The sequence below is a fragment of the Sphingobacterium sp. genome (genome assembly GCF_032065005.1).
Taxonomy (GTDB): Bacteria; Bacteroidota; Bacteroidia; order Sphingobacteriales; family Sphingobacteriaceae; genus Sphingobacterium.
Genome location: NZ_DAMBMM010000008.1, coordinates 187,379 through 210,062 on the forward strand (window position 1 = coordinate 187,379; position 22,684 = coordinate 210,062).

The following is a 22,684-nucleotide window of genomic DNA, read 5'->3' on the forward strand; positions in this document are numbered from 1 at the left end:
CATTGTTAAACTTTTCAAATCTAATATAACGTGAGATATGCCGCTATTGATATCGGTTCAAACGCAGTCCGCTTGTTGATTGCCGATATTATTGTAAGAGAGAACGAAATCACATTTAACAAAAACACTTTACTTCGGGTTCCCCTTCGATTGGGAGACGACGCCTTTATACATCAACATATTTCTGAAGGAAAATTCGAGAGCATGATCAAGACCATGAGTGCTTTCAGGAACCTCATGGATGTCTATAAGGTTTCCGATTATATGGCTTGCGCTACATCTGCCATGCGTGATGCTGATAATGGAAAGGAAGTTGTCAAGGCATGTAAGGAAGCAGGCGTGGATATTGATATCATTGATGGGGCAATAGAGGCTCAGATCATCTACAATGTGCATAGCCATACCAGCATGGATAGAAATAAGGTTTATTTATATATCGATGTAGGCGGTGGTAGTACCGAGATATCATTGTTCGCCAATGGTGACTTGGTGGCTTCTAGATCCTTTAACCTAGGTACCATCCGTATCTTGGATAATCAAGATAGTCCTGAGACTTGGGACGATATGAAGTTGTGGGTGAAGAATATTACCAAAGGATATAAGAATATTTATGGTATAGGTAGTGGTGGTAACATCAACAAGCTATCCCGTTTGGCAAATGAAAAAGCAGATAAGCCTATTTCGTATGCGAAACTGAAAGCTTTATATGTCTACCTGAACTCTTATTCATTGAAAGATAGGATCAATGTGCTTGAATTAAAGCAAGATAGGGCCGACGTAATTATTCCAGCCTCCGAGATTTTCTTGACCATTATGAAAGTTGGGCACCTAAAGAATATTATGGCGCCACGTATCGGTCTGGCAGATGGAATAATCCAAACATTGATCAATAAAAATCTGAAGAAGGAAAAGGTCTAAATTCGTTGCAAAAATCAAAATAAAGAGTATTTTTGCGATGTCTAAGCCCAGGTGGCGAAATTGGTAGACGCACCATCTTGAGGGGGTGGCGCCCGATTGGGTGTGGCAGTTCGAATCTGCTCCTGGGCACCCTGAAAATTATTAAAGAAGTTATCTAGCTTAGATAGCTTCTTTTTTTTAGCCCTAAATTTATGGCAATAAAAAAATCCCCTTTGATTATCAACAAAAGGGATTTTTTAGGCCTTAATACTGGAGCATTATGTTTATCTCTACAGGTTATTGGCTTTTGCCGTAATCTCAGCAATATCCAATACCTTGATTTCCTGTTCTTTTTCTTTTACTTTGACTCCATCGCTCAACATGGTCATGCAGAATGGGCAAGCGGCAGCAACGATGCTCGCTTTGGATTCAATGACGTCTTCAATTCGCTCCACATTGATATCCTTGTTTCCCTTTTCAGGTTCCTTGAACATCTGGGCACCACCGGCACCACAGCACAGCCCATTCGATTTACAGCGTTTTAGTTCCACAAGATCAGCATCCAGTACCTCTAATGCTTTACGAGGTGCCTCATATACCCCATTTCCACGTCCCAGATAACAAGGGTCATGGAAGGTGATCTTCTTGCCTTTGAATTCATGGCCATCGGCTGGCCTCAGTTTACCCTCATCGATCAAGGATTGGATCAGCTGCGAATGGTGGATCACTTCGTAATGGCCGCCTAGGCTCGGATATTCATTCTTGATCGTGTTGAAACAATGTGGACAGGCCGTAACGATCTTTTTGATTTCATAACCATCGAGTACCTGTATGTTCATCATTGCCTGCATCTGAAATAAAAACTCATTTCCTGCACGCTTTGCCGGATCGCCGGTACAGCTTTCTTCAGTCCCTAAAATTGCATATTTGATGCCTACATGTTGGAGGATCTTGCAGATGTCCCTGGTAATGCGCTGCGCACGTTCGTCAAAACTTCCTGCACAGCCCACCCAGAACAACAGGTCTGGACTTTCGCCCTTGGCAACTAATTCTGCAACTGTAGGTATATGTAATTGATTTTCCATGATTTCTAATTTTATTGATTTGCCCAATTCGCACGGTCTGCCTGTGCATATTTCCACGGCGCACCGTTATTCTCTAAGTTAGAGAACATGTTATTGATGCTGGATGGGGCCTGTGATTCTTCCATCACTGCATACTGCCTTAGTCCTATGATAATCTCCAATGGATTGATGTTGACCGGACATTGCTCCACACAGGCATTACAGCTTGTACAAGCCCAAATCTCCTCTCTGCTGATATAAGTGTCCAACAAAGCCTTTCCATCCTCTACAAAGCTTCCATTCTTGTCTATATTCCTTCCAACCTCTTCAACACGGTCTCGGGTATCCATCATGATCTTTCGCGGAGACAGCAGTTTCCCGGTCATATTTGCAGGACATGCCGATGTACAACGGCCACATTCCGTACAGGTATAGGCATCCAGAAGATTCTTCCAGGTCAGGTCCTGAACATCCTTGACCCCAAATCGACTTGGCTCGCCAGTAGGGGGAGGGAGGCTAGGATCCAACATCACTTTCACCTCTTCGGTCACAGATGGCATGTTGTTGAACTCACCTTTTGGTTCCAATCTGCTGAAATAGGTGTTGGGGAATGCCAATAGGATATGTAAATGTTTGGAGATCGGTAAGTAATTCAGGAAAGCCAACACCCCAATGATATGGAACCACCAGCAGAATCTTTCTATCCCAATCAATACCTCCGGCGAATCCGGAAGGATGCCAACTAAATAAGAGCTGATTGGAAAGGAACCCACTGCATGATAGCCATCAACAGCAAGGAGCTGTAATTTTAGATCTGCGGCATTCATCGTTAAAAAGGCAGCCATCAATAAGATCTCTGCTGTAAGGATCAGGTTGGCATCTGTTTTTGGCCAATTGTCCAGTTCACTTTGGTTCAGACGTTTGACCTTCAGTACATTTCTGCGGATCATAAAGACCACACATCCCATCAAAACCAAGAATGCCAAGATCTCAAACGAGAAAATCAGGAAATCATATAGACCGCCCAATGCTTCTGAGAATACACGATGGGTACCAAATAACCCATCAATCACGATTTCCAGCATCTCGATATTGATGATGACAAATCCTACATACACAAATAAATGGAGCAAAGCTGGGATGGGTCGCTTGAACATCTTCTTCTGTCCAAAAGCTACCAACAGCATAAGCTTGATGCGTTCTCCAGGTTGGTCAATGCGATCAACTGATTTACCTAGCTTTATATTTCTATAGATTTTACTCGCGTTCCTGTAAAATAAGAACAGGGCCGCCAGTAAGATAATACCAAAAATGAGTTGACTTATCATAGTTTAATACTTAGGTTAACAAATATAATTAATCAGATTATACTATGCATGCATAATAAATTATTTAGAAAGATTAAAAATAATTGACAGGATTCAATAATGATTAAGAGCCTGGAAATCAAGTTAAGTATAATAATTGATACAACAAATAGCCCTGAAAATTAAGCCTCATTTTGTATATTGCAAGCTATTATCAACCTTAAAAAACAAGCTTCCTGTGTCAAAGATGGTGAATATCTGATCATTCAGGCAATTTTGGATACAGGCTAAAATCTTACAAACAATCAAGAGATGGCAAATAGTAACGACAGCTTTGATGTTATCGTCATTGGATCGGGGATTTCCGGAGGATGGGCAGCAAAAGAATTCTGTGAAAAAGGCTTCAAGACCTTGGTCTTGGAACGTGGTTTTGATGTGCAGCATGTCAAGGATTATCCTACCGCTTATATGGATCCTTGGCAATTTGATCATCATAATCGGGTGCCGCTGAAAATTAAACAGGAGAATCCCATTGCCTCCAGATGCTATGCCTTCAATGAGGATGCCATGCATTTTTTTACCAAGGACAAGGATCAGGAGTATGTGCAGGAAAAACCCTTTGACTGGATCAGGGGCTACCATGTAGGCGGTAAGTCGCTGTTATGGGCAAGACAGGTGCAGCGATGGAGCGATCATGATTTTGAAGGGCCTGCCAGGGATGGGTTTGCTGTAGATTGGCCCATTCGATATGCCGATATTGCCCCTTGGTATAGCCACGTAGAAAAATTCATTGGAGTTTCAGGAAATCGAGATGGCAATGCAGCCATGCCCGATGGTGAATTTCTTCCTCCATTTGAACTAAATGCAGTGGAACAGATGATCCAAAAGAAATTACCGAGCAAGTACAAGGACCGGCAGGTCATTGCAGGGCGCTGTGCCCATATTACAGACCCTCAGCCAATCCATATTGCACAGGGAAGGACCAAGTGCCAGAACAGGACCATGTGTCAACGGGGATGTCCCTTTGGCGGTTATTTCAGTTCCAATGCATCCACCTTGCCATGGGCTGCTAAAACAGGAAATTTAACCATCAGACCTAATTCCATCGTGGAATCGATTATCTATAGTGAGGATCAACAGAAAGCCACAGGGGTGAGGATTATTGATGCCGAAACCCAGAAAACTTCCGAATATTTCGCGAAGGTGATTTTTGTGAATGCTTCTACCATCGCCAGTAACCAGATTTTATTGAACTCCACCTCCAAGCGGTTTCCAAATGGTTTAGGTAATGACTCTGGTCTACTTGGTAAATACATCGCTTTCCATAATTACCTGGGCTCTATTTCCGCGAACATTGAAGGTTTTGAGGATATGTATTATTACGGTCGAAGACCTACACAACCTATTATCCCCAACTTCAGAAATGTGAAGAAACAGGAAATGGACTTCCTTCGTGGTTATGCCTCTTTCTTTGGTGCCTATCGTGGCCGTGGAGGAAGTAGTGAGATGCAAGTAGGGGCAGACTTTAAAGATAGCCTGTCTGAAGTAGGTGGATGGGGGATCAGTATGATGATGCAAGGGGAGACCATTCCAAAAGCGGAAAACCATGTACGCTTAAGTACAGACCTCAAAGATAAATACGGTATGGCGCAGCTCATCTTTAATGTTGGCTATGATGATAATGACCAAAAGAGCATGCAAGACTTTCTCGATCAAGGTTCGGAGATGTTGGATTATATCGGTGCGAAGAATATCAGTCAGCACAATAGCCAGCAAAACCCGGGATTAGATATCCATGAAATGGGAGGAGCAAGGATGGGGAACGACCCTAAAACTTCCATTCTGAACAAATGGAATCAGATACATGACTGTAAGAATGTTTTTGTCACAGATGGTGCCAGCATGACTTCGACCGGCACACAAAATCCTTCCCTGACCTTCATGGCCTTGACAGCTCGTGCAGCCAATTTTGCCGTGGATGAAATGAAAAAAGGAAATCTATAAGCCGATCATTATTCCCGATCCAATCGGATGGAAATAAAAAAAGATCAACCCAGGGGTTGATCTTTTTTTTATCCTTTAGCTTTCGGAATTATTTCTTTGGAGCAGCAGCTGGTGCAGCAGTTGCAGAAACACCTAATTTAGTTTTGATGTCTGCAGTCAAGTCGTCACCACCTTGGAAGTAAGGAACACTACCAGAAGAGATGTCCAAAACATATGCATAGCCTTTTTCTTTAGCTACAGCATTGATAGCAGTCATTACTTTTTGCTCGATAGGAGCGTATAATTCTTGTTGTTTTTTACCAATTTCTTCTTGTGCAGCTTGTTGAACACTTTGGATACGAGTTTCCATTTCACGCATAGTGTTAGCGATAGTTTGAACCTCTGCATCTACAGTTTCTTTGTTCGCTTCACTACGGTTTCTCAATTTCTCGTTCGCATTGTTTTGTTGCTTTTGGTACTCACTGATCATACCTTGAATTTCCTTTTGCTTAGTCTCTTGTAAGGTTTGCATTTGACCTTCAGCAGCTTTGAACTCATTGGTAGACTGAACAATTTCAGCTGTGTTGATATGTCCAATTTTTTGTTGTGCATTTACTGCGTTACCCGCCAATAAAATTCCTGTTGCTAATACTACACTTTTCAATAAATTTTTCATGCTTTTTTTGTTAGTCTTATATTTTCGGATATAAGGATATTCTTGTTTTGTTTTATGTTAAATAATAAAATTAGTTCGCAATTATAATAAAAATTATTAGTTCGCTAAAGAAGGATTCGGTTTCAACCCTAATTTCGTGATAACATCGTTACTTTTATCCAAATTTGGATTGGCATAAAGGAAGGCATTTTCACTTCTTTTATCCATAATGAAATCAAATTGACCTGCTGCTGCTACATCTTGGATAGCTTTGCTGACACGGGCCTGTATAGGTTTCATCAAGTTTTCACGTTGTTTGAAAAGTTCCCCTTCGAAACCAAATTTGCTGCGTTGGAATTCCTTTACGGCCTTTTCCTTATTTACGATCTCGTCCTCGCGGCGTCTGCGCATATCTGGATTTAAGTTCGCCTGATCCTTTTGATAGGATTGATACATACGTTCTATTTCTGCGTATTGCTTATCAACCTCAGCTTGCCATACCTTAGATTGATCATCTAATTGCTTCTGAGCTGAATTATATTCAGGGATATGTTTCATGACATATTCTGAATCTACATATGCTAATTTCTGGGCAAACGAAACTGAACCCAACATGGTTAACATCACGATTAATATTCCTATTCTTTTCATCGACATATTATTTTTTAAATTCTATGTTTAAGACAATTTAATTATTAAAAAGTTTAATTAGAACCCACCCATATTTTGGATAATACTGAATGTGAAGTTTTGTTTCCAGCGATCCGTAGTCAATCCAGGGATTGGATCCAATGCATGACCGTAGTCAATACCCAACATACCGAAGATTGGTAAGAAGATACGTGCACCAACACCTACTGAACGACGAACCTTGAATGGATTTACTTCATCAAATTTGTTCCAAGTATTACCTGCTTCAGCAAATGCCAAGGCAAATACCGTTGCTTGGTCATTTAACATGATCGGGTGACGTAATTCAATCTGGTACTTCGCATAAATCGGGCTACCAGACTGGATGGCGATACCCTGTTGGTTACTACCTGTAGAGGCTGGAATCAAAGCACCATTCGCGTATCCACGCATCGCAATGATCTCAGATCCTTGTAAGAAGTCAAACCCTTGCATACCATCACCACCTAATTTAAAACGCTCAAATGGGGAAATTGGTGCCTGTGTGCTGTAATTTCCTAAGTAACCAAATTGCGCCTGTGCTTTCAATACCAATTTACCAGCGATCTTGGTATACCATTGGGAATCAAATTTCCATTTATGGTATTCCGTGAATTTATACTTTTCATTGTCTGGTGCAGTTTCGTAGTTCATGTTGTTCCATAATGAATATGGAGGCGTCAATTGAACCGAGAACTTGATATGTGAACCAGAAGTAGGATAGATCGGTGCATCGATTGAGTTACGGCTGATCTCTTGGGTAAAGTTGATGTTGTAGGCTGTACCATCCGAGAATACGAAGATACCACCATAGTTATCCAAGAAGTAACGTTGGTAAGACAATGAACTGTTGATCTGGAAATAGTTGTCCGGCCATTGAAGACGTTTACCCAATGTTGCAGTCACACCGTGCATCTGGATTTTAGGGATACCCTCATAATCCTCATAACGGTTTTCCAAATAGTTATAACGTTGTAATTGTGAATTCGAGATATAGGCACTCAAACCAAAGTAAATAGGTTTCTTACCACCTAACCAAGGCTCTGAAAAGGAGAAACTATAAGATTGATAGCGTTTTCCTGATGTCTGTCCACGGATGCTCAATTTCTGTCCGTCTCCTCTTGGAAGTGGTTTCCAAGATTCTTTCTTGAAGAAATTGCTGGTAGAGAAGTTGTTAAAGGTCAGACCTAATGTACCGATTACCTGACCAGCACCATAACCTCCGGATAGCTCAACCTGATCGGACGGTTTTTCAGCCACCGAGAATTCAATGTCTGTCGTACCTTCTTCGTAGTTTAGGTTGGTCGGCATAGGTTGAACCTTCTGCTCATCAAACATCCCTAATTGGGAAATCTCACGAACACTTCTTACCAATAGCTCACGCGAATATTTCTGTCCTGGCTTGGTATAGATAGAACGTAGAACAACACGGTCATTCGTCACATCATTACCTTTCAGGATCACATTGTTGATCGTATATTGCTTACCCTCAAACATCTGGATTTCCAGATCGATGGTATCTTGGTAGATACGTTTGATCACCGGTTGAACACTGAATGTTAAGTAACCGTCGTTTTGGTAAATCGCAGCGATATCATCCGAGTTCCTGGTTGGTCCACTCAATTTGGAGTTCAATTTTTCCTCACTGTAAACATCACCGTGTTGGATACCCAATAGGATATTTAAGGTAGAGTCTTTGAATTTTGAGTTTCCTGACCATGAGATATTACCTACGTAATATTTAGGACCTTCATATACATCGATGTCGATGGCAACTTCATTGTTGTCATGACGTCTTACGGTATCTTTTAAGATTTGAGCATCACGGAAACCTTTGTCTTGCATTTTGGCAACTAGGTTTGTTTTTGCTTCCTCATATTTATCATCCTTGAACTTCCCTGGTCCGAATACTCTAAACCATGCTCTAGGACGTACACCTTTCATGAATTTAGTCAACTGCTTATTGCTGAATTCTTCATTTCCAGTAAAATTAATGCTGTTGACTTTAATCTTTTTGTTTCTTTCCACATCCACCACGACAATTTCGTTGTTTGCTTGTGCAGAGTCAGGTTTCGTCGTGATCTTGATATCAGGATAAAGGAAGGATTTTTCCCTTAAGAATTTCTCGATAGTGGCTTTGGTCGTTAATAGGAGGTTGTCATTGACAATTTTACCAGCATTGGTATTTAATCGCTTGCGAACTTCCTCTGTTTGCGATTTGCTCAGTCCATTGATGTCGATCCTGGTCAGTCGTGGTCTTTCCACCACCCTGATTTCAAGGAAGATCGTTTCGTCTTGGATTTTGGTAGCATATAATTGAACGTCTTCAAATAGGTTTTGCGCCATCAAATCCTTGATTACATTTGATGTTTGTTCGCTCGGAACCTCGATGTATTGCCCAACTGATAATTTGGAAATGGTGACGAGGACTTCGGAGTCTAGGTACTGTGCTCCAGTAACGGTTACTCCACCGATAACATAGTTTTTAGGGTCCAAATAAGTAATGTCATCTGGATTGTTCAAATTCAAAGGCCTATTTCCTGTTATCTGAGCCTGCGCGAAATTGCAAATTAAGAAGGTGAGTAAAATAGAAAGTTTAATTATACGCTTCATCTACTTTTTATTATGTCTGCTAAAGTACAGCAAAGTCTTGTTAATTTTTGTTAAAAGAAATATTACGAATTTCTGACAGTAAGCCTGTCGAAATTAAAATGTTGCAAAAGTAATGATTTCTTATAATTGTTCACTAGTTTTCCCAAATCTTCTTTCTCTATTTTGATATAGGTAAATACATTCAAATAGAGTTTCCCTAGAAAACTCAGGCCACATGATAGGGAGGAAAAACAGCTCAGAGTAGGCTATTTGCCACAACATATAGTTGCTAATGCGCTCTTCACCGCTGGTTCTGATCAATAGGTCAGGGTCGGGGATACCATGTGTATAAAGATTGTTGCTAAACATTTCTTCATTGATGTCATCCACGGAAATTTCACCTTTTTTAACTTTTTCAGCGATGGTTTTTGTCGCATCCAGGATCTCTTGACGGGATCCATAGCTCAAGGCAAGGGTCAATGTACAGCCAGTATTGTTCTTGGTTTGTTCAATGGTAGATTGAAGCGTCACCTGACAATGGGCAGGTAGGTCGGACATGCGGCCAATACTGTTGACACGGATGTTGTTTTCTTGGAAAGTGGGTAGTTCTTGGTTCAATGAGTTTACTAAGAGTTCCATCAAGGCATCTACCTCAAATTGCGGTCTGTTCCAGTTTTCGGTGGAAAAGGCATATAAGGTCAAATAGTTGAGGCCAATCTCAACAGAGGCCTCCAATGCTTCACGGACTGCTGTTACGCCGTTTTTATGGCCAAAGACACGAAGCTCGCCCTTTTCCTTTGCCCAACGGCCATTGCCGTCCATGATGATGGCAATATGCTGAGGTAATCTGTTTTTATCTATCTTATCTTTAAAACTCATTAGATAATTTCATTAATGCTTGAATAGTTTTGTGTCAACCCTAATCCAGACCATGCCGCCTGACTTTCTGGAAATCCAGAAATGCCAATCATGCATCGTAATTCTAGAAGCTGTTGATGATGTAGGTTAAGTAATCCAATCAGGAGGCCAAGCTGTTTTTGTCCTAAATTTTTAATGATAGGAATGATTGCAAATGAATTAATAAATAAAATTGATTCGCTTTTCATCTCGAATGTTGGTCCCAATAGTTTCAGATTTTATCGTAAAGATACAGGTTTTAAGATTATCCCTATAAAAATTTTATTGAATTAAAGTGAATAGAAGCTCCTATTAATAATTTCGGACATCGATACCCCAAAGCAATTTTTCGCGCAGGATGCCAAAATATTGGTCATTTGCCAAGCGGATAAGGTTTATACTGAAAGGTGCCTTGGTGATCAATAAGCTGGTTTTGGTACTCAAGGTATGGCTTTTTGAATCACAGCTCAATATATATTTCTCTGTCCTGCTTTCTATCTCTAAACGCAATTGCATATTCTCGTTCACCACGATAGGACGTACGTTTAAATTATGGGGAGAGATTGGGGTAATCACAAAATTCCCACTGCCAGGCATTATGATGGGGCCGCCGCAGCTTAAGGAATAGGCCGTAGAACCCGTAGGAGTCGCGATGATCAGACCATCGGCCCAGTACGAGTTCAACAGTTCATTGTCCAAAACTGCATGTACCGTAATCATGGCGGAAGAGTCCGACCTAAAAACCGTAATATCGTTCAGTGCAAAATCCTCCCCCTTTATAAAGGTACCGTCCGAACTCTCTACCTGTAACAAGGCACGTTTTTGGATCTGATAATTGTTGGAAAGGATTTGGTCCAATGCTTCCTCCATGTGATTTTTGGAGATGTTCGCCAAAAATCCCAAACGGCCGAAATTGATCCCTGCCAATGGAATGCCTGAATCTTTGATCAATGTTGCTGCTGAGAGCATGGTGCCATCACCCCCTAAGCTGAGCATAAAGGCAATGTCGGCAGGAAGATCTTTATGGGACTTGAATTTCTTAAAGGTAAAATCTAGCTTGCATAAGCGCTTAAGGAAACTGTGGAAATCCTGGTGGATGTAAACTTGCACATTCTTTTCACGCAGGTAGGTAAATAGTTCAATGACATATCCAATCACGGATTGGTTAAACTCTCGACCGTATACTGCTATGGACAGCTCTTTCATGCTTTTGATAATATTTTGCGCAAAGATGAAAAATTCTAAGAATTAAATGTTCAAATAGTTCATTAAAAGATTATATCTTTCTTGGATATCATTCTGATCAGAGCCATCATTGAAGGTCGCTTTTACCACATAGTCATGTCTCCATAAAGAGGCCAAGACTGAGGAAATATTGTTTTTGTTGACCTTGATGGTCAGTTCAACCTTGCTGGAATTCTCAATCGGTCGGATTCCCGTATTCAATATCTTGCTGTTTTCAGATTCTATGATATGGGCCACATGGGTCAAACTATTGTCCCTATCTTCCATCTCTAGGACGATGATCGCGCCCTTATCTTGGTTGGAGATCGTTTGGTTCACCGATCTCAATAGATCCTTCTGCGTAATCACCCCGACATATTCCTTTTGCTTGTTGACAATAGGTAAGAGGTCAAACTGATAGGTTTCCAGATATTGTAGGGCATCATAGATGTGCTGATAATCGTACAGATAGATAAATGGAAAGGTAAGTTTCAGTTCCTTGATCAAAGTTTCCTCATCTTCAGCCGATAGCAGGTCCTCCTCGGTAATAAGCCCGAGGTATTCTTTGCCCTTAACGACAGGAAGTTGATGGAAATGCAGCTCATTGACTTTATCTAACGAAAAAGCAACCGTATCGTTCGGGTGAACTTCGGTATAGAGCGTTGATATGTTTTCACCGATATACATGAAACCTTTTATTTATTAAACTACAATAAACGCAAAACGTTTAATTTTAGTTTAAATATGCGATTATCGCTAAGGTAGTGAAAATATTATTTTGATATAAAATAAAAAGATGTTTTAGTCATCTTAAAACTAATTATGTAATTTTACAAAACTTTTATAAAAGTGTATTATAGAATATGAGCTTACAAAAGCAAGAGAAGTTTATTGAAATCAGGGAAGTAATACGAAAGAAAAGTCCAGGTTTAGCCAAATGGATACCCAAGCCATTATTGAGTTATTTAACAAAGACAATCCACGAAGATGAGATAAACTACATCATGAGAACGTATCATGATGACATGGGATTAGATTTTGTAGACTCCTTATTAAAAGAGCTGAAGGTTAACGTACATTTGGAAGGCGCTGAGCATATTCCTTTAGATGAAAGTGTCATCTTTGCTTCCAATCACCCCTTAGGTGGTTTAGATGGGGTAGCTTTTATGCAGGCCATCGGGAAGTACAGAAAAGATGTGAAATTTTTGGTCAATGACATTCTGATGAATGTCCGCAACCTCGAACCCCTATTCGTTCCTGTAAATAAAGTCGGTAGTCAAAGTAAAACAGCCATAGCTGCAATTGAGAATGCCTATGCATCAGACCATGCTTTGCTTGTTTTCCCTGCTGGACTTGTTTCAAGGAAGATTAAAGGCGAGATCGTAGACCTGGAATGGAAAAAAAGTTTTATATCGAAAGCCAAAAAATATAAAAAAGACATCGTTCCTGTCTATATTGAAGGACGCAACTCGAATTTCTTTTACAACCTATCAAGAATAAGACACAAAATAGGATTAAAAGCAAATATTGAAATGTTATATTTACCTGATGAGATGTTCTCCCAAAGAGGAAAGGACATAACCATCAGGATTGGGGAGAAGATTCCCTATACCCATTTTGACACCAGTAAGAATGAACGTCAATGGGCAGCTGAAGTAAAAGAAATGGTTTATGCCATGGCTCATGGTAAATAATAATTTATGCAAGAAATAATTCAACCGGTAGATAGAGATCTAATCAAGAAAGAACTTACTAAGGAAGCCTTTGTTCGTTATACCAATAACGGCAGTAATGAGGTGTATCTAGTGAACTATCATACCGCACCTCATATAATGCGCGAGATTGGTAGATTGAGAGAGCTTACCTTTAGGGGAGCTGGTGGCGGTACAGGTCTACCTCTTGATATTGACGAAAACGATACTTCTAAACATAATTACGATCAACTGATCGCTTGGAATCCTGAAGATGAAGAAATCATTGCTGGATACCGCGTGATCAAATGTGATCAAGCAACTGCTGAGGATGGTGAAATTCACCTATCTACAGCACATTATTTTGACTTTTCCGAAAAATTCAAAAAAGATTTCTTGCCTTATACCATTGAATTGGGGCGTTCTTGGGTTCAACCTAAATATCAACCGGCAATAGACAATAGAAAGGGAATTTTTTCTTTGGATAACCTTTGGGATGGTCTTGGGGCATTGGTCCTGATCAATCCGGATGTGAAATATCTGTTCGGAAAGGTGACCATGTATCCGCATTATAACCAGGAAGCTAGGGATTTGCTGATCTACTTCATGAATCATTATTTTCCAGATCCTGACAATTTGGTAGAGCCTGTAAAGGAACTTTATTTAGGTTATAAAACCGATATCTCCAAACATGAAGGTATTTTTGACGGTCTGGACTATAAGGAAGGCTATAAAGTACTGAATGCTAAAGTTAGGGAGCTGGATGAAAATATTCCTCCATTGATCAATACCTATATGAATCTTTCACCGACCATGCGTGTTTTTGGAACAGCTAGGAACAATGAGTTTGGAGAAGTTGAAGAAACTGGAATTATGATCACCTTGGATGATATCTATCCAGCAAAAAAAGAAAGGCATATGTCGACCTTTGAAAGAGATAGGCATTTTGGCCAACGTCCTGTAAAGGCAAGATAGTTTGATGGATAAAAAAAGCCTTTTTTTTGGCTATTTTTATAGACCTCAGTTTAGTTTTATTCGAGACATATTTTGAAAATTCCGAATATGCCTCGAACAAGGGTAAAGCCAAAGCAGAAGGTAATACCAGGACAAATTGGATAAAATTATATCATTAATATAGAAAGCCCTCGATGATTAACATCGAGGGCTTTTTTATGAGGTCCAATTCACTAAGTCTTATGGATATAGGGCCATCTCTAAATGGGGAATATTGTCCTCCAGATAGACATCGCTTTCAATCTGGAATCCTAGTCCGGTATAGAATCGTTTCAGGTATTCCTGTGCACTTATACGGATGGGAAGGTCTGGATAGTCCTTTTTGATCTGTTCAATGGCTCGGTTCATCAGAAGCTGACCATATTGATGCTTCCGATAATCAGCATGGACCACCACTCTTCCGATGGAACTGCATTGCGGATAGGAGACATCGGGCGGCAATAACCTGGCATAAGCAACGCAGGTATCTTGGTCCATCGCAAAAAGATGTTTCCCTTTGAGGTCCTTATCATCACATTCGGGATAAAGACAATCTTGTTCCAGCATAAAGACATTGATCCGGAGCTGCAAAATCTTGTAGAGTTCCAGGGCGTCTAATTCTGAAAAGGACTTTGTTCTCCAGTCCATGTATGGATTAGCTTAATAGTGATTTTACGACTTCAGAAATTGTTCTGCCATCAGCTTGACCGGCAAGTTTCTGGTTTGCCGCGCCCATGACCTTACCCATATCCTTGATCGATGAAGCACCTGTTTCAGCAATAATGCCCTTAACTACATTTTCTATGGCCTCACGGTCCAATTGTTTGGGAAGGAATTCTTCGATAACTTCCAATTCTTCGATTTCAATGGTATATAGGTCCTTACGGTCCTGTTGCTGATAGATTTCGGCAGACTCCTTGCGTTGTTTTGCTAATTTCTGTAAAACCTTGATTTCGGCGTCTTCGGTCAATGTTTCGCTATGGCCTTTTTCGGTGTTAGCCAATAAGATTGCCGCTTTGATTGCACGCAGTCCACGTAATCTAACATTGTCCTTTGCGATCATGGCCGCTTTGATATCTTGGGTTATTTTTGCTTCTAATGACATATATGATTTGTTTATTTTCTAATAACTAGTGTTCCGTTTGCCTGAGCGGTTGGCATAACCAACAGGTCGTTGATATTGACATGCTTGGGTCTGGAAAGGATGAAAGATACGATTTCTGCAATGTCCTGTCCCGAAAGTGGAGTCAATCCCTTGTAAACTGATTTTGCGCGGTCCTTGTCTCCATGGAACCTCACTTCAGAGAATTCGGTTTCTACCATACCAGGGTCAATACTGCTGACCTTGATTCCTTTGGCTAGCAGATCAATGCGCATCGCTTTGGTCAAAGCATCGACGGCATGTTTCGTTGCGCAATAGACATTGCCATTGGGATAGACCTCTTTGCCGGCGATGGATCCCATGTTGATGATATGCGCCTGTTCACTGCCTTCCATCAATGGGATGACATATTTGCTGACATACAGTAAGCCTTTGACATTGGTGTCAATCATGCGGTCCCAATCACCAATCTGTCCATCTTGGATGGAATCCAATCCTTGGCTGAGTCCAGCATTGTTGATCAAGATGTCGACTTTTTTCCATTCCACTGGAAGGTTGGATAGGGTGGTTTCTACCTCTTCCGCATTGCGGACATCCAATTTAAAGCTATGGGTTTCGGTATTAGGGTTGATGGTTTTGATTTTTTGGATCAATTCTTCCAGTTTTTCAACTCTTCTGGCACATAAAAGAAACCTGTATTTATTTTCTTTTGCCAATTCCAGGGCGCAAGCTTCTCCGATTCCAGAGCTGGCTCCCGTGATTAAAACTGTCCTCATTTTATTGAAATTTATTTTACTTGGCTTCATACTTTTTTCCAGAATCGAGGTCTGGATTTTCCGTAGATGCGTTATTTGATACATAACAAATATACAACAAAAGACTAAAATTTACGGATACCCGGAATGCTTTCATAAACTTAAAGACTACCTGAAGGAGCTTAACTCGCTGACTATGAATTGAAGAGGGCAAAAGGCCCTAAAATAACTGTTTGAATGACCCTTCCGTGTAGGTTATTCACAACGGTCCATCTTATCCACATTCGGGTAAAGGCTTGATTTTTAATGCGTATATTTAGTTATTAACAGGTTCTTCACATTTGATGTTAATTATTAGTCCCTGTTTTACAACTGCTATTGCATGATTGTTGAAGCACCTAAATTTTACTGTTCAAAACTTGATGGTAGGGCGACTTTTATTTTTCTTACATTTGTTACCCTATCCTTGAAAACAGGGTGAATCAAGCCGAGAAATATTTTTTAGTATGTCTTTAGAAAACGAATTTAACAACAGTACGTCAGGACAACCTAGTCGTGCAAATTTCAACAAGAAAAGAACGAGCTTAAATAACCTAGTCTCCGGATTAGGCAAGCTCCCTCCACAAGCATTGGACTTAGAGGAGGCAGTGTTGGGTGCCCTGATGTTGGAGAAAAATGCACTAAGTGAAGTCATCGATATCCTGAAGCCAGAATCGTTCTATAAAGAGTCGCATCAGAAAATCTTTCAGGCTATCTATAACCTCTTCCAGAAGACTTCTCCGATCGATATCTTGACCGTGGTGGCCGAACTTCGTCAAATGGGAGCGTTGGAGATGGTAGGTGGTGCCTATTACATCACGCAGTTGACAGACCGTGTGGTATCAGCGGCCAATATTGAATACCATGCCCGTATTATTTCACAAAAATATATTCAGCGTGAATTGATCAAGGTTTCTACGGAAATCATCAATTCATCCTATGATGAAACATCCGATATCTTCGATCTATTGGACCATGCGGAGAAATCACTTTTTGATATTGCCCAAAACAACCTGCGAAGAGATTCCAGAAAGATGGACGATATCATGCGTGAGGCTATATCCTCGCTGGAATCCTTGCGTGAGAAGACCGATGGCTTGACCGGTATTCCTTCTGGCCTGACAGCATTGGACAGAATGACCTCCGGATGGCAACCTTCAGACTTGGTTATTATCGCAGCTCGTCCTGCAATGGGTAAGACGGCATTCGTATTATCCGTAGCGCGAAATGCGGCAGTGGACCATAATAAAGCAGTGGCCGTATTCTCCTTGGAGATGTCATCCGTGCAGTTGGTGAATCGTTTGATCGCCGGTGAAACGGAGATTGAACAGGAGAAACTGAAAAAAGGAAACCTAGCCGACCATGAATGGCAGCAACTGCACTCTAGGATCGGTCGTTTGACTGAGGCGCCTTTAATTATTGATGATACGCCAGCATTGAACGTGTTTGAATTCCGTGCAAAGTGCAGACGTCTGAAGGCTCAGTATGATATACAGATGGTAATCGTCGATTACCTGCAGCTGATGCATGGTAAGGGTGACGGTAAAGGTGGAGGAAACCGTGAACAGGAGATCGGTAGTATTTCACGTGCCTTAAAATCCGTTGCAAAAGAATTGAATATCCCAGTATTGGCCTTATCGCAGTTAAGTCGTGCGGTAGAGTCTAGACCGGGTAACAGTAAGCGTCCGATGCTATCCGACTTACGTGAGTCTGGATCAATTGAGCAGGATGCCGATATGGTACTGTTCCTTTACCGTCCAGAATACTATGGATTATTGGAAGATGAAGAAGGTCGTTCCACAGTTGGGGTAGGTGAGGTTATTATCTCCAAACACCGTAACGGTGAAACGGGTATTGTACCATTACGCTTCGTAGGTAAATATGTGAAGTTCGTCGACCTTGAGGATGATTTCTCCGGAATGGGTCCTGAAGGCGGAAGCTTCAATGATTTCGGCGGTGGAATGGGCAATGCCATCCAACCATCAGGTAATTTCGGCGACTTCGGCGGAGGTATCACCATGCCATCTAGAATGAATGATATGCCGGATGATGCACCGTTTTAGAACTTGAAAAACAGTGTAGGGGCATATTGCATACGCCCGCATCATGAAAAGAAAATATATTGCACCCGGAAGGGTGCTTTTTTTTTGGTGAAAAATTGAATAATATCATATCCCAAAATGGGTATATATTGATGGCCTGTATAAGGCGGGTGGTTGCGATACGCCTACGAACTCTCTTGCCTTTCCGGTGTGATCTTGGTCTATCCTCGCATCCCTTTAATCCTGGTTCAAATGTGTGAGGCGGACGGATTCAATCTGCTCCAACGAATTGGGGTATTTTTAGATAGTTTAAAAACCCACAGCGTGGGTGGAATCTTTATAGAAAATAGATGTACGAAAAAGCCAACCCACAGCGTGGGTGAAATATTTTTCTATAAAACTTTCAGCAGAGAAAAAATAGTTTCCTCATCTTACGATTTCGGAATGACGCCGATCCTTAAAAAAAACAAAAATAGATTCTTCGTTTCACTCTGAATCCCTCTTTTGCGCATTTTTATTCTGAACGATTAGTGAGGAATCTGTACGGTTCTCTACTATTATTGCATGTCATCCATTATCGAAGATAATGGAACTGTACGCCTTTGCAATCCTATTATTTATTCAAAATATGCGGCGGGCCTATGCAATACGCCCTTACAGTATGCTGGCCTTTCCAGCGACATTTGATTATAATCTTGGTCCATCCTCACATCCTCGGATGGCGAGCGGAGTCGAGCCACATCCTGGTTCAAACCAGATCTTGGTCTATCCTCACATCCTCGGATGGCGAGCGGAGTCGAGCCACATCCTGGTTCATACCATGATCTTGGTCCATCCTCACATCCCATCCATCCTGGTTCAAACCAACCCTTCCCAAATCTACTTCACCTTAAAATCAAAATACTGATCTTTAAAGGGTTCATTCTTTAGGGTATAGTGCCACCATTCTTCTTCGATGGATTTGAATCCATGTTTTTCCATGATGTCTTTGAGTAGTTTTCGGTTGGCCTTTTGCTGAGGACTGAGGTTGCTATAATCATGGTGTGAGGGTTCGCCGAAATAGTCGAAGCCGGTTCCCATGTCCAGTTCGTTTTTGTCCTTCAGGTTAATGATGGTTAGGTCGATGGTGCTGCCGCGGCTATGTCCAGATTTTTCGGCGATGTAACCCAACTTAAACAGGTTCCGTTTGTCCACATCGGGATAGAATTCTTTTTTTGCTGCGGTGTCGGCAATATCCAAGGCCCATTCCTTAAAGTTGTTGACTGCCTGTTGCGGTCTGTAGGCATCAAATACCTTGATACCCAAACCTTGTTGGTTCAGTTCTTTTTGGATTTGGATCAATGCGTTTGCTGCTTCTCTGCTGATAAAGACTTTATTGGCTTCATAGCCTTTTACCGGTCTTCCCAGGAAGTTATGGCTTCCATAATATCTCAGGTCGATTTCAAGATTTGGGATCTGCTCTTTCAGGTTGACAAATGAATGGGGGATCTCCCGTTTCGTAGCACAGGAAAAAAGTAAGCTGAGTGCCAAAAGAGGTAGGAGGAAAGCATATCTAGTATTCATGATCTTTGGTTATGATGATTATAGGACAAATGTAAAAAACCTTTAGTAGTTTGAAACCTTATCTGGAGGTTTTGGTTTTTGTTAGGGAATTATCCACAATCGTTTTTCGGGAAAAAGAGGAATGATTAGTTTTGTTGCTATATGAGAAAGAAATTTGATGTAGAAAATTGGGCCAGAAGAGAGCACTTTGAATTCTTTTCGCAGTTTCCCGAACCGTTCCATGGGATTACGGCAGAGTTGGACCTAAGTATTGCCTATCAACAGGCCAAGCAGAAATCACAGTCTTTCTTTATGTACTATCTGTACCGAGCGTTGAAGGCCATGAATGAAATTGAGAATTTCAGGCTGAGGATCGATGCTGGAGAACTCTATCTCTATGATCAGGTCCATATCTCTACTACAGTGTTAAGGTCAGATAAAACCTTTGGTTTTTCGTATATCGATTTTCATGAGGATGAGGTGAAGTTTTTGGAAGGAGCAGATATCGCGCTTGAAAAAGTGAAGGCTTCATCGGGCTTAGACCTGAGTGGGGCCAGGATCAATGAGGTGCATTGTTCTGCATTGCCTTGGGTAAACTTTAGCTCGCTTTCCCATGCCAGGAACTTCAATTATCCAGATTCCTGTCCGAAGATATCCTTTGCCAAATTAATGGATCGTGACGGCAAAAAGACGATGGCGATTTCTTTACATGCACACCATGCCTTGGTCGATGGTTACCATGTGGGACTGTTTATGCAGCGATTTCAGCAATTGCTCGATCAAATCGATTAGGTTTTTGCTATCTTCTTGTCCCTGTGGATAATTTTCTAAAATAGTATGCCTATTTTTATTAAATTTGAGTCCCCATTTTTGAGGCATTACATAAGATAAATTTAGGAGAGTATTTTGGATTTTTTAGCAGGACTGAACCCCTCACAACGAGCCGCAGTTGAACAAACAGAAGGTCCAGTAATGATTGTTGCTGGAGCGGGATCTGGAAAAACGCGTGTAATTACCTATAGAGTAGCCCATTTGATACAAAAAGGAGTAGATCCTTTCAATGTCCTTGTGCTGACCTTTACCAATAAGGCTGCCAAGGAAATGCGTGAACGTATCATGAAAGTGGTTGGCTCTGAAGCCAAAAATATATGGATGGGTACATTCCACTCGGTGTTTGCGCGAATCTTGCGGGTCGAAGCAGAACTTTTGGGATATCCCAAGAACTTCACCATCTATGATACAGATGACACCAAGAGTTTGTTAAGGACCATTTTGAAAGAAATGAACCTTGATGACAAGCTCTACAACGTAAACCATGTATATGGAAGGATATCATCAGCGAAGAATAATTTAATATCCCCACAGGAATATAATAAGAATGAGGCGATCCTTGCCGAAGACCAGTCTAACGGAAGAGGGCAATTGGGCCAGATCTATATGGCCTATGCGCAACGCTGTTACCGTGCTGGAGCGATGGATTTTGATGATTTACTTTTCAAGACCAATGTGCTGCTCAATAAATATCCGGATGTACTGCATAAGTATCAGCATCAGTTCAAATACCTGATGGTGGATGAGTACCAGGATACCAACTTTTCGCAGTACCTGATCGTGAAGCGATTGGCTGCGGTCAATGAAAATATATGTGTGGTAGGGGATGATGCACAGAGTATCTATGCCTTCCGTGGTGCCAATATCCAGAATATCCTGAATTTTCAGAAGGATTATCCCGATGTCAAGGTCTTCAAATTGGAACAGAACTACCGTTCGACCAAGATGATCGTGAATGCTGCCAACAGCATTATTGCGAACAATAAGAACCAATTGGAAAAGAACGTGTTCTCGGATAATGAGGATGGGGAGAAAATCAAGGTTAGCCGTGCCTTTTCAGACAATGAGGAAGGAAAGATCGTGGCAGAGGCCATCTCTCAGGAAAAATCGCTGAAAGGATTGTACTATAAAGATTTCGCAATTCTATACCGTACGAATGCCCAATCCAGATCGCTGGAGGAGGCATTGCGGAAATTGAATATCCCTTATAAATTATATGGTGGAACTTCCTTCTACCAACGTAAGGAAATTAAGGATTTAATTGCTTATTTTAGGCTGACCTTCAACCCGAACGATGAAGAAGCCCTGAAACGTGTGATCAACTATCCACGTCGGGGGATCGGTGATACAACGGTTGAAAAGATCATGGTTGCTGCCGATCAACAGCAATTGCGCTTGTGGGATGTAGTGGCCAATTCCCAAATGTTCCTGGACGGTAGAAGTGCTGCATCGGTTTCCAATTTTGGATTGATGATCCAGAGTTTCCAGGCGATGGCAAAAACCAATACCGCATTTGATACCGCGATGCATATCGCCCAGCATTCAGGGATCCTGAAGGACCTCTATGAGGATAAATCTGTTGAGGGACTTGCAAGGTATGAGAATATCCAGGAGTTACTGAACGGTATCAAGGAGTTTTCGGAAAGGGAAGATCTGGAAGAAAAAGGTCTGGATGTCTTTATGCAGGACATTGCCCTGTTGACCAATGATGACAATGATAAGGATCCGAATGCGGACACGGTTTCATTGATGACGATCCATGCATCAAAAGGGCTGGAGTTTCCAGTGGTTCACATCGTGGGACTGGAGGAAAACCTGTTCCCATCGCAACTTTCCCTGAATTCGAGATCGGAACTGGAAGAGGAGCGGAGGTTGTTTTATGTTGCTGTTACAAGGGCAGAGAAGAAATTGCACATTTCCTATGCAACATCGAGGTACCGTTGGGGAACCTTGAACAATTGTGAGCCGAGCAGGTTCTTGGATGAACTGAATCCAAGTTGCCTAGACCTTGACTTCAAACCACGTGGAGGAGGGATGATGGATGATGATTTTGGTTCGGAAAGGGTGCAGTGGCAACGTAAGGAAAGCAATTCTGGCGGGGATGTGTTCTCGAAGCCTAAGCCAAAAGTGATCAAGACCACCTCGATTTTGCCGAAGGCCCATAAGCCGAGTGCAGACTTTGCACCATCGGATACCTCAGGTCTGCAGGTCGGTATGGAAGTGGAACATGAACGCTTTGGATTTGGTAAGGTCATTAACCTTGAGGGAAACAAACCGGACATAAAAGCAACTATTTTCTTCAAAGAGTTGGGACAGAAGCAATTGTTGCTTAAATTTGCCAAACTTAGAATAGTAAATTGATACCCAATTTAGAATTACATATTTAACGCCTTTATAGGGT

General features: G+C 41.4%; 21 protein-coding genes and 1 tRNA gene. 8 read left to right on the forward strand and 14 right to left on the reverse strand.

What is annotated here, in order from left to right; translation table 11 throughout:
- Positions 1 to 30 precede the first annotated feature (30 nt).
- Positions 31 to 918, forward strand: coding sequence for an exopolyphosphatase (locus RT138_RS13900; protein WP_313191180.1), 888 nt, complete (start codon positions 31 to 33; stop codon positions 916 to 918).
- A gap of 45 nt (positions 919 to 963) precedes the next feature.
- A tRNA-Leu gene (locus RT138_RS13905) sits at positions 964 to 1,047 on the forward strand.
- A 140-nt stretch (positions 1,048 to 1,187) separates the two neighbouring features.
- Here the strand turns inward: RT138_RS13905 and RT138_RS13910 are convergent.
- Together RT138_RS13910 and RT138_RS13915 are read right to left on the reverse strand one after the other, a co-directional pair.
- On the reverse strand, positions 1,188 to 1,982 hold the full coding sequence (locus RT138_RS13910; protein WP_185214035.1) for a (Fe-S)-binding protein: 795 nt from the start codon (positions 1,980 to 1,982) through the stop codon (positions 1,188 to 1,190).
- 11 nt (positions 1,983 to 1,993) lie between these two features.
- Positions 1,994 to 3,289, reverse strand: a complete 1,296-nt coding sequence (locus RT138_RS13915; RefSeq protein ID WP_313191181.1) for a (Fe-S)-binding protein — start codon at positions 3,287 to 3,289, stop codon at positions 1,994 to 1,996.
- 291 nt (positions 3,290 to 3,580) lie between these two features.
- Between RT138_RS13915 and RT138_RS13920 the strand changes: the two genes are divergently transcribed.
- The gene (locus tag RT138_RS13920) at positions 3,581 to 5,272 is read left to right on the forward strand and encodes a GMC family oxidoreductase (protein WP_313191182.1); all 1,692 of its coding nucleotides are present in this window, start codon (positions 3,581 to 3,583) and stop codon (positions 5,270 to 5,272) included.
- An 88-nt stretch (positions 5,273 to 5,360) separates the two neighbouring features.
- On the opposite strand, the gene RT138_RS13925 is transcribed toward RT138_RS13920, so the two are convergent.
- The 7 genes from RT138_RS13925 to RT138_RS13955 all read right to left on the reverse strand — a co-directional run bounded on the left by RT138_RS13925 (position 5,361) and on the right by RT138_RS13955 (position 11,975).
- Positions 5,361 to 5,927, reverse strand: a complete 567-nt coding sequence (locus RT138_RS13925; RefSeq protein WP_313191183.1) for an OmpH family outer membrane protein — start codon at positions 5,925 to 5,927, stop codon at positions 5,361 to 5,363.
- 96 nt (positions 5,928 to 6,023) lie between these two features.
- On the reverse strand, positions 6,024 to 6,557 hold the full coding sequence (locus tag RT138_RS13930; RefSeq protein WP_185217602.1) for an OmpH family outer membrane protein: 534 nt from the start codon (positions 6,555 to 6,557) through the stop codon (positions 6,024 to 6,026).
- Positions 6,558 to 6,614: 57 nt separating this feature from the next.
- Entirely contained in the window at positions 6,615 to 9,188 is a 2,574-nt protein-coding gene (bamA, locus tag RT138_RS13935; RefSeq protein WP_313191184.1) for an outer membrane protein assembly factor BamA, read from the reverse strand.
- Positions 9,189 to 9,308: 120 nt separating this feature from the next.
- Positions 9,309 to 10,046 carry an isoprenyl transferase gene (locus RT138_RS13940; RefSeq protein ID WP_185214029.1) on the reverse strand — a complete coding sequence of 246 codons (738 nt, stop codon included), beginning with the start codon at positions 10,044 to 10,046 and terminating at the stop codon, positions 9,309 to 9,311.
- Positions 10,046 to 10,273: a hypothetical protein gene (locus RT138_RS13945; protein ID WP_313191185.1), complete on the reverse strand. Its 228-nt coding sequence runs from the start codon at positions 10,271 to 10,273 to the stop codon at positions 10,046 to 10,048. Before RT138_RS13945 ends, RT138_RS13940 begins: the two co-directional genes overlap by 1 nt.
- Positions 10,274 to 10,376: 103 nt before the next feature.
- Positions 10,377 to 11,270: an NAD kinase gene (locus RT138_RS13950; RefSeq protein ID WP_308214528.1), complete on the reverse strand. Its 894-nt coding sequence runs from the start codon at positions 11,268 to 11,270 to the stop codon at positions 10,377 to 10,379.
- A gap of 42 nt (positions 11,271 to 11,312) precedes the next feature.
- Positions 11,313 to 11,975, reverse strand: coding sequence for a CBS domain-containing protein (locus RT138_RS13955; protein WP_185214028.1), 663 nt, complete (start codon positions 11,973 to 11,975; stop codon positions 11,313 to 11,315).
- A gap of 176 nt (positions 11,976 to 12,151) precedes the next feature.
- On the opposite strand from RT138_RS13955, the gene RT138_RS13960 reads away from it, so the two are divergent.
- Both RT138_RS13960 and RT138_RS13965 read left to right on the forward strand, forming a co-directional pair.
- Complete coding sequence (locus RT138_RS13960) at positions 12,152 to 12,982, forward strand: 1-acyl-sn-glycerol-3-phosphate acyltransferase (protein WP_313191186.1); 831 nt, start codon at positions 12,152 to 12,154, stop codon at positions 12,980 to 12,982.
- Between the two features lie 6 nt (positions 12,983 to 12,988).
- The gene (locus tag RT138_RS13965; protein ID WP_313191187.1) at positions 12,989 to 13,954 is read left to right on the forward strand and encodes a GNAT family N-acetyltransferase; all 966 of its coding nucleotides are present in this window, start codon (positions 12,989 to 12,991) and stop codon (positions 13,952 to 13,954) included.
- A 219-nt stretch (positions 13,955 to 14,173) separates the two neighbouring features.
- On the opposite strand, the gene RT138_RS13970 is transcribed toward RT138_RS13965, so the two are convergent.
- From RT138_RS13970 to RT138_RS13980, 3 genes are read right to left on the reverse strand one after another with little or no spacing between them, the layout of a single operon-like run.
- Complete coding sequence (locus tag RT138_RS13970; RefSeq protein ID WP_313191188.1) at positions 14,174 to 14,620, reverse strand: GNAT family N-acetyltransferase; 447 nt, start codon at positions 14,618 to 14,620, stop codon at positions 14,174 to 14,176.
- Positions 14,621 to 14,627: 7 nt separating this feature from the next.
- Positions 14,628 to 15,077, reverse strand: a complete 450-nt coding sequence (locus RT138_RS13975) for a GatB/YqeY domain-containing protein (RefSeq protein ID WP_185214024.1) — start codon at positions 15,075 to 15,077, stop codon at positions 14,628 to 14,630.
- 11 nt (positions 15,078 to 15,088) lie between these two features.
- Entirely contained in the window at positions 15,089 to 15,850 is a 762-nt protein-coding gene (locus RT138_RS13980) for an SDR family NAD(P)-dependent oxidoreductase (RefSeq protein WP_313191189.1), read from the reverse strand.
- A gap of 485 nt (positions 15,851 to 16,335) precedes the next feature.
- Between RT138_RS13980 and dnaB the strand changes: the two genes are divergently transcribed.
- A complete protein-coding gene (gene dnaB, locus RT138_RS13985) occupies positions 16,336 to 17,931 on the forward strand; it encodes a replicative DNA helicase (protein ID WP_313191190.1) in 1,596 nt (531 codons plus the stop codon).
- Between the two features lie 596 nt (positions 17,932 to 18,527).
- Here dnaB and RT138_RS13990 read toward each other — a convergent pair.
- Together RT138_RS13990 and RT138_RS13995 are read right to left on the reverse strand one after the other, a co-directional pair.
- Entirely contained in the window at positions 18,528 to 18,758 is a 231-nt protein-coding gene (locus RT138_RS13990; RefSeq protein WP_313191191.1) for a hypothetical protein, read from the reverse strand.
- 31 nt (positions 18,759 to 18,789) lie between these two features.
- Positions 18,790 to 19,473, reverse strand: coding sequence for a M15 family metallopeptidase (locus RT138_RS13995; RefSeq protein ID WP_313191192.1), 684 nt, complete (start codon positions 19,471 to 19,473; stop codon positions 18,790 to 18,792).
- 141 nt (positions 19,474 to 19,614) lie between these two features.
- Here RT138_RS13995 and RT138_RS14000 point away from each other — a divergent pair, with 141 nt between their 5' ends.
- Together RT138_RS14000 and RT138_RS14005 are read left to right on the forward strand one after the other, a co-directional pair.
- Complete coding sequence (locus RT138_RS14000) at positions 19,615 to 20,244, forward strand: CatA-like O-acetyltransferase (RefSeq protein ID WP_313191193.1); 630 nt, start codon at positions 19,615 to 19,617, stop codon at positions 20,242 to 20,244.
- A gap of 114 nt (positions 20,245 to 20,358) precedes the next feature.
- Positions 20,359 to 22,644, forward strand: coding sequence for an ATP-dependent helicase (locus RT138_RS14005; protein ID WP_313191194.1), 2,286 nt, complete (start codon positions 20,359 to 20,361; stop codon positions 22,642 to 22,644).
- Positions 22,645 to 22,684: the final 40 nt, after the last annotated feature.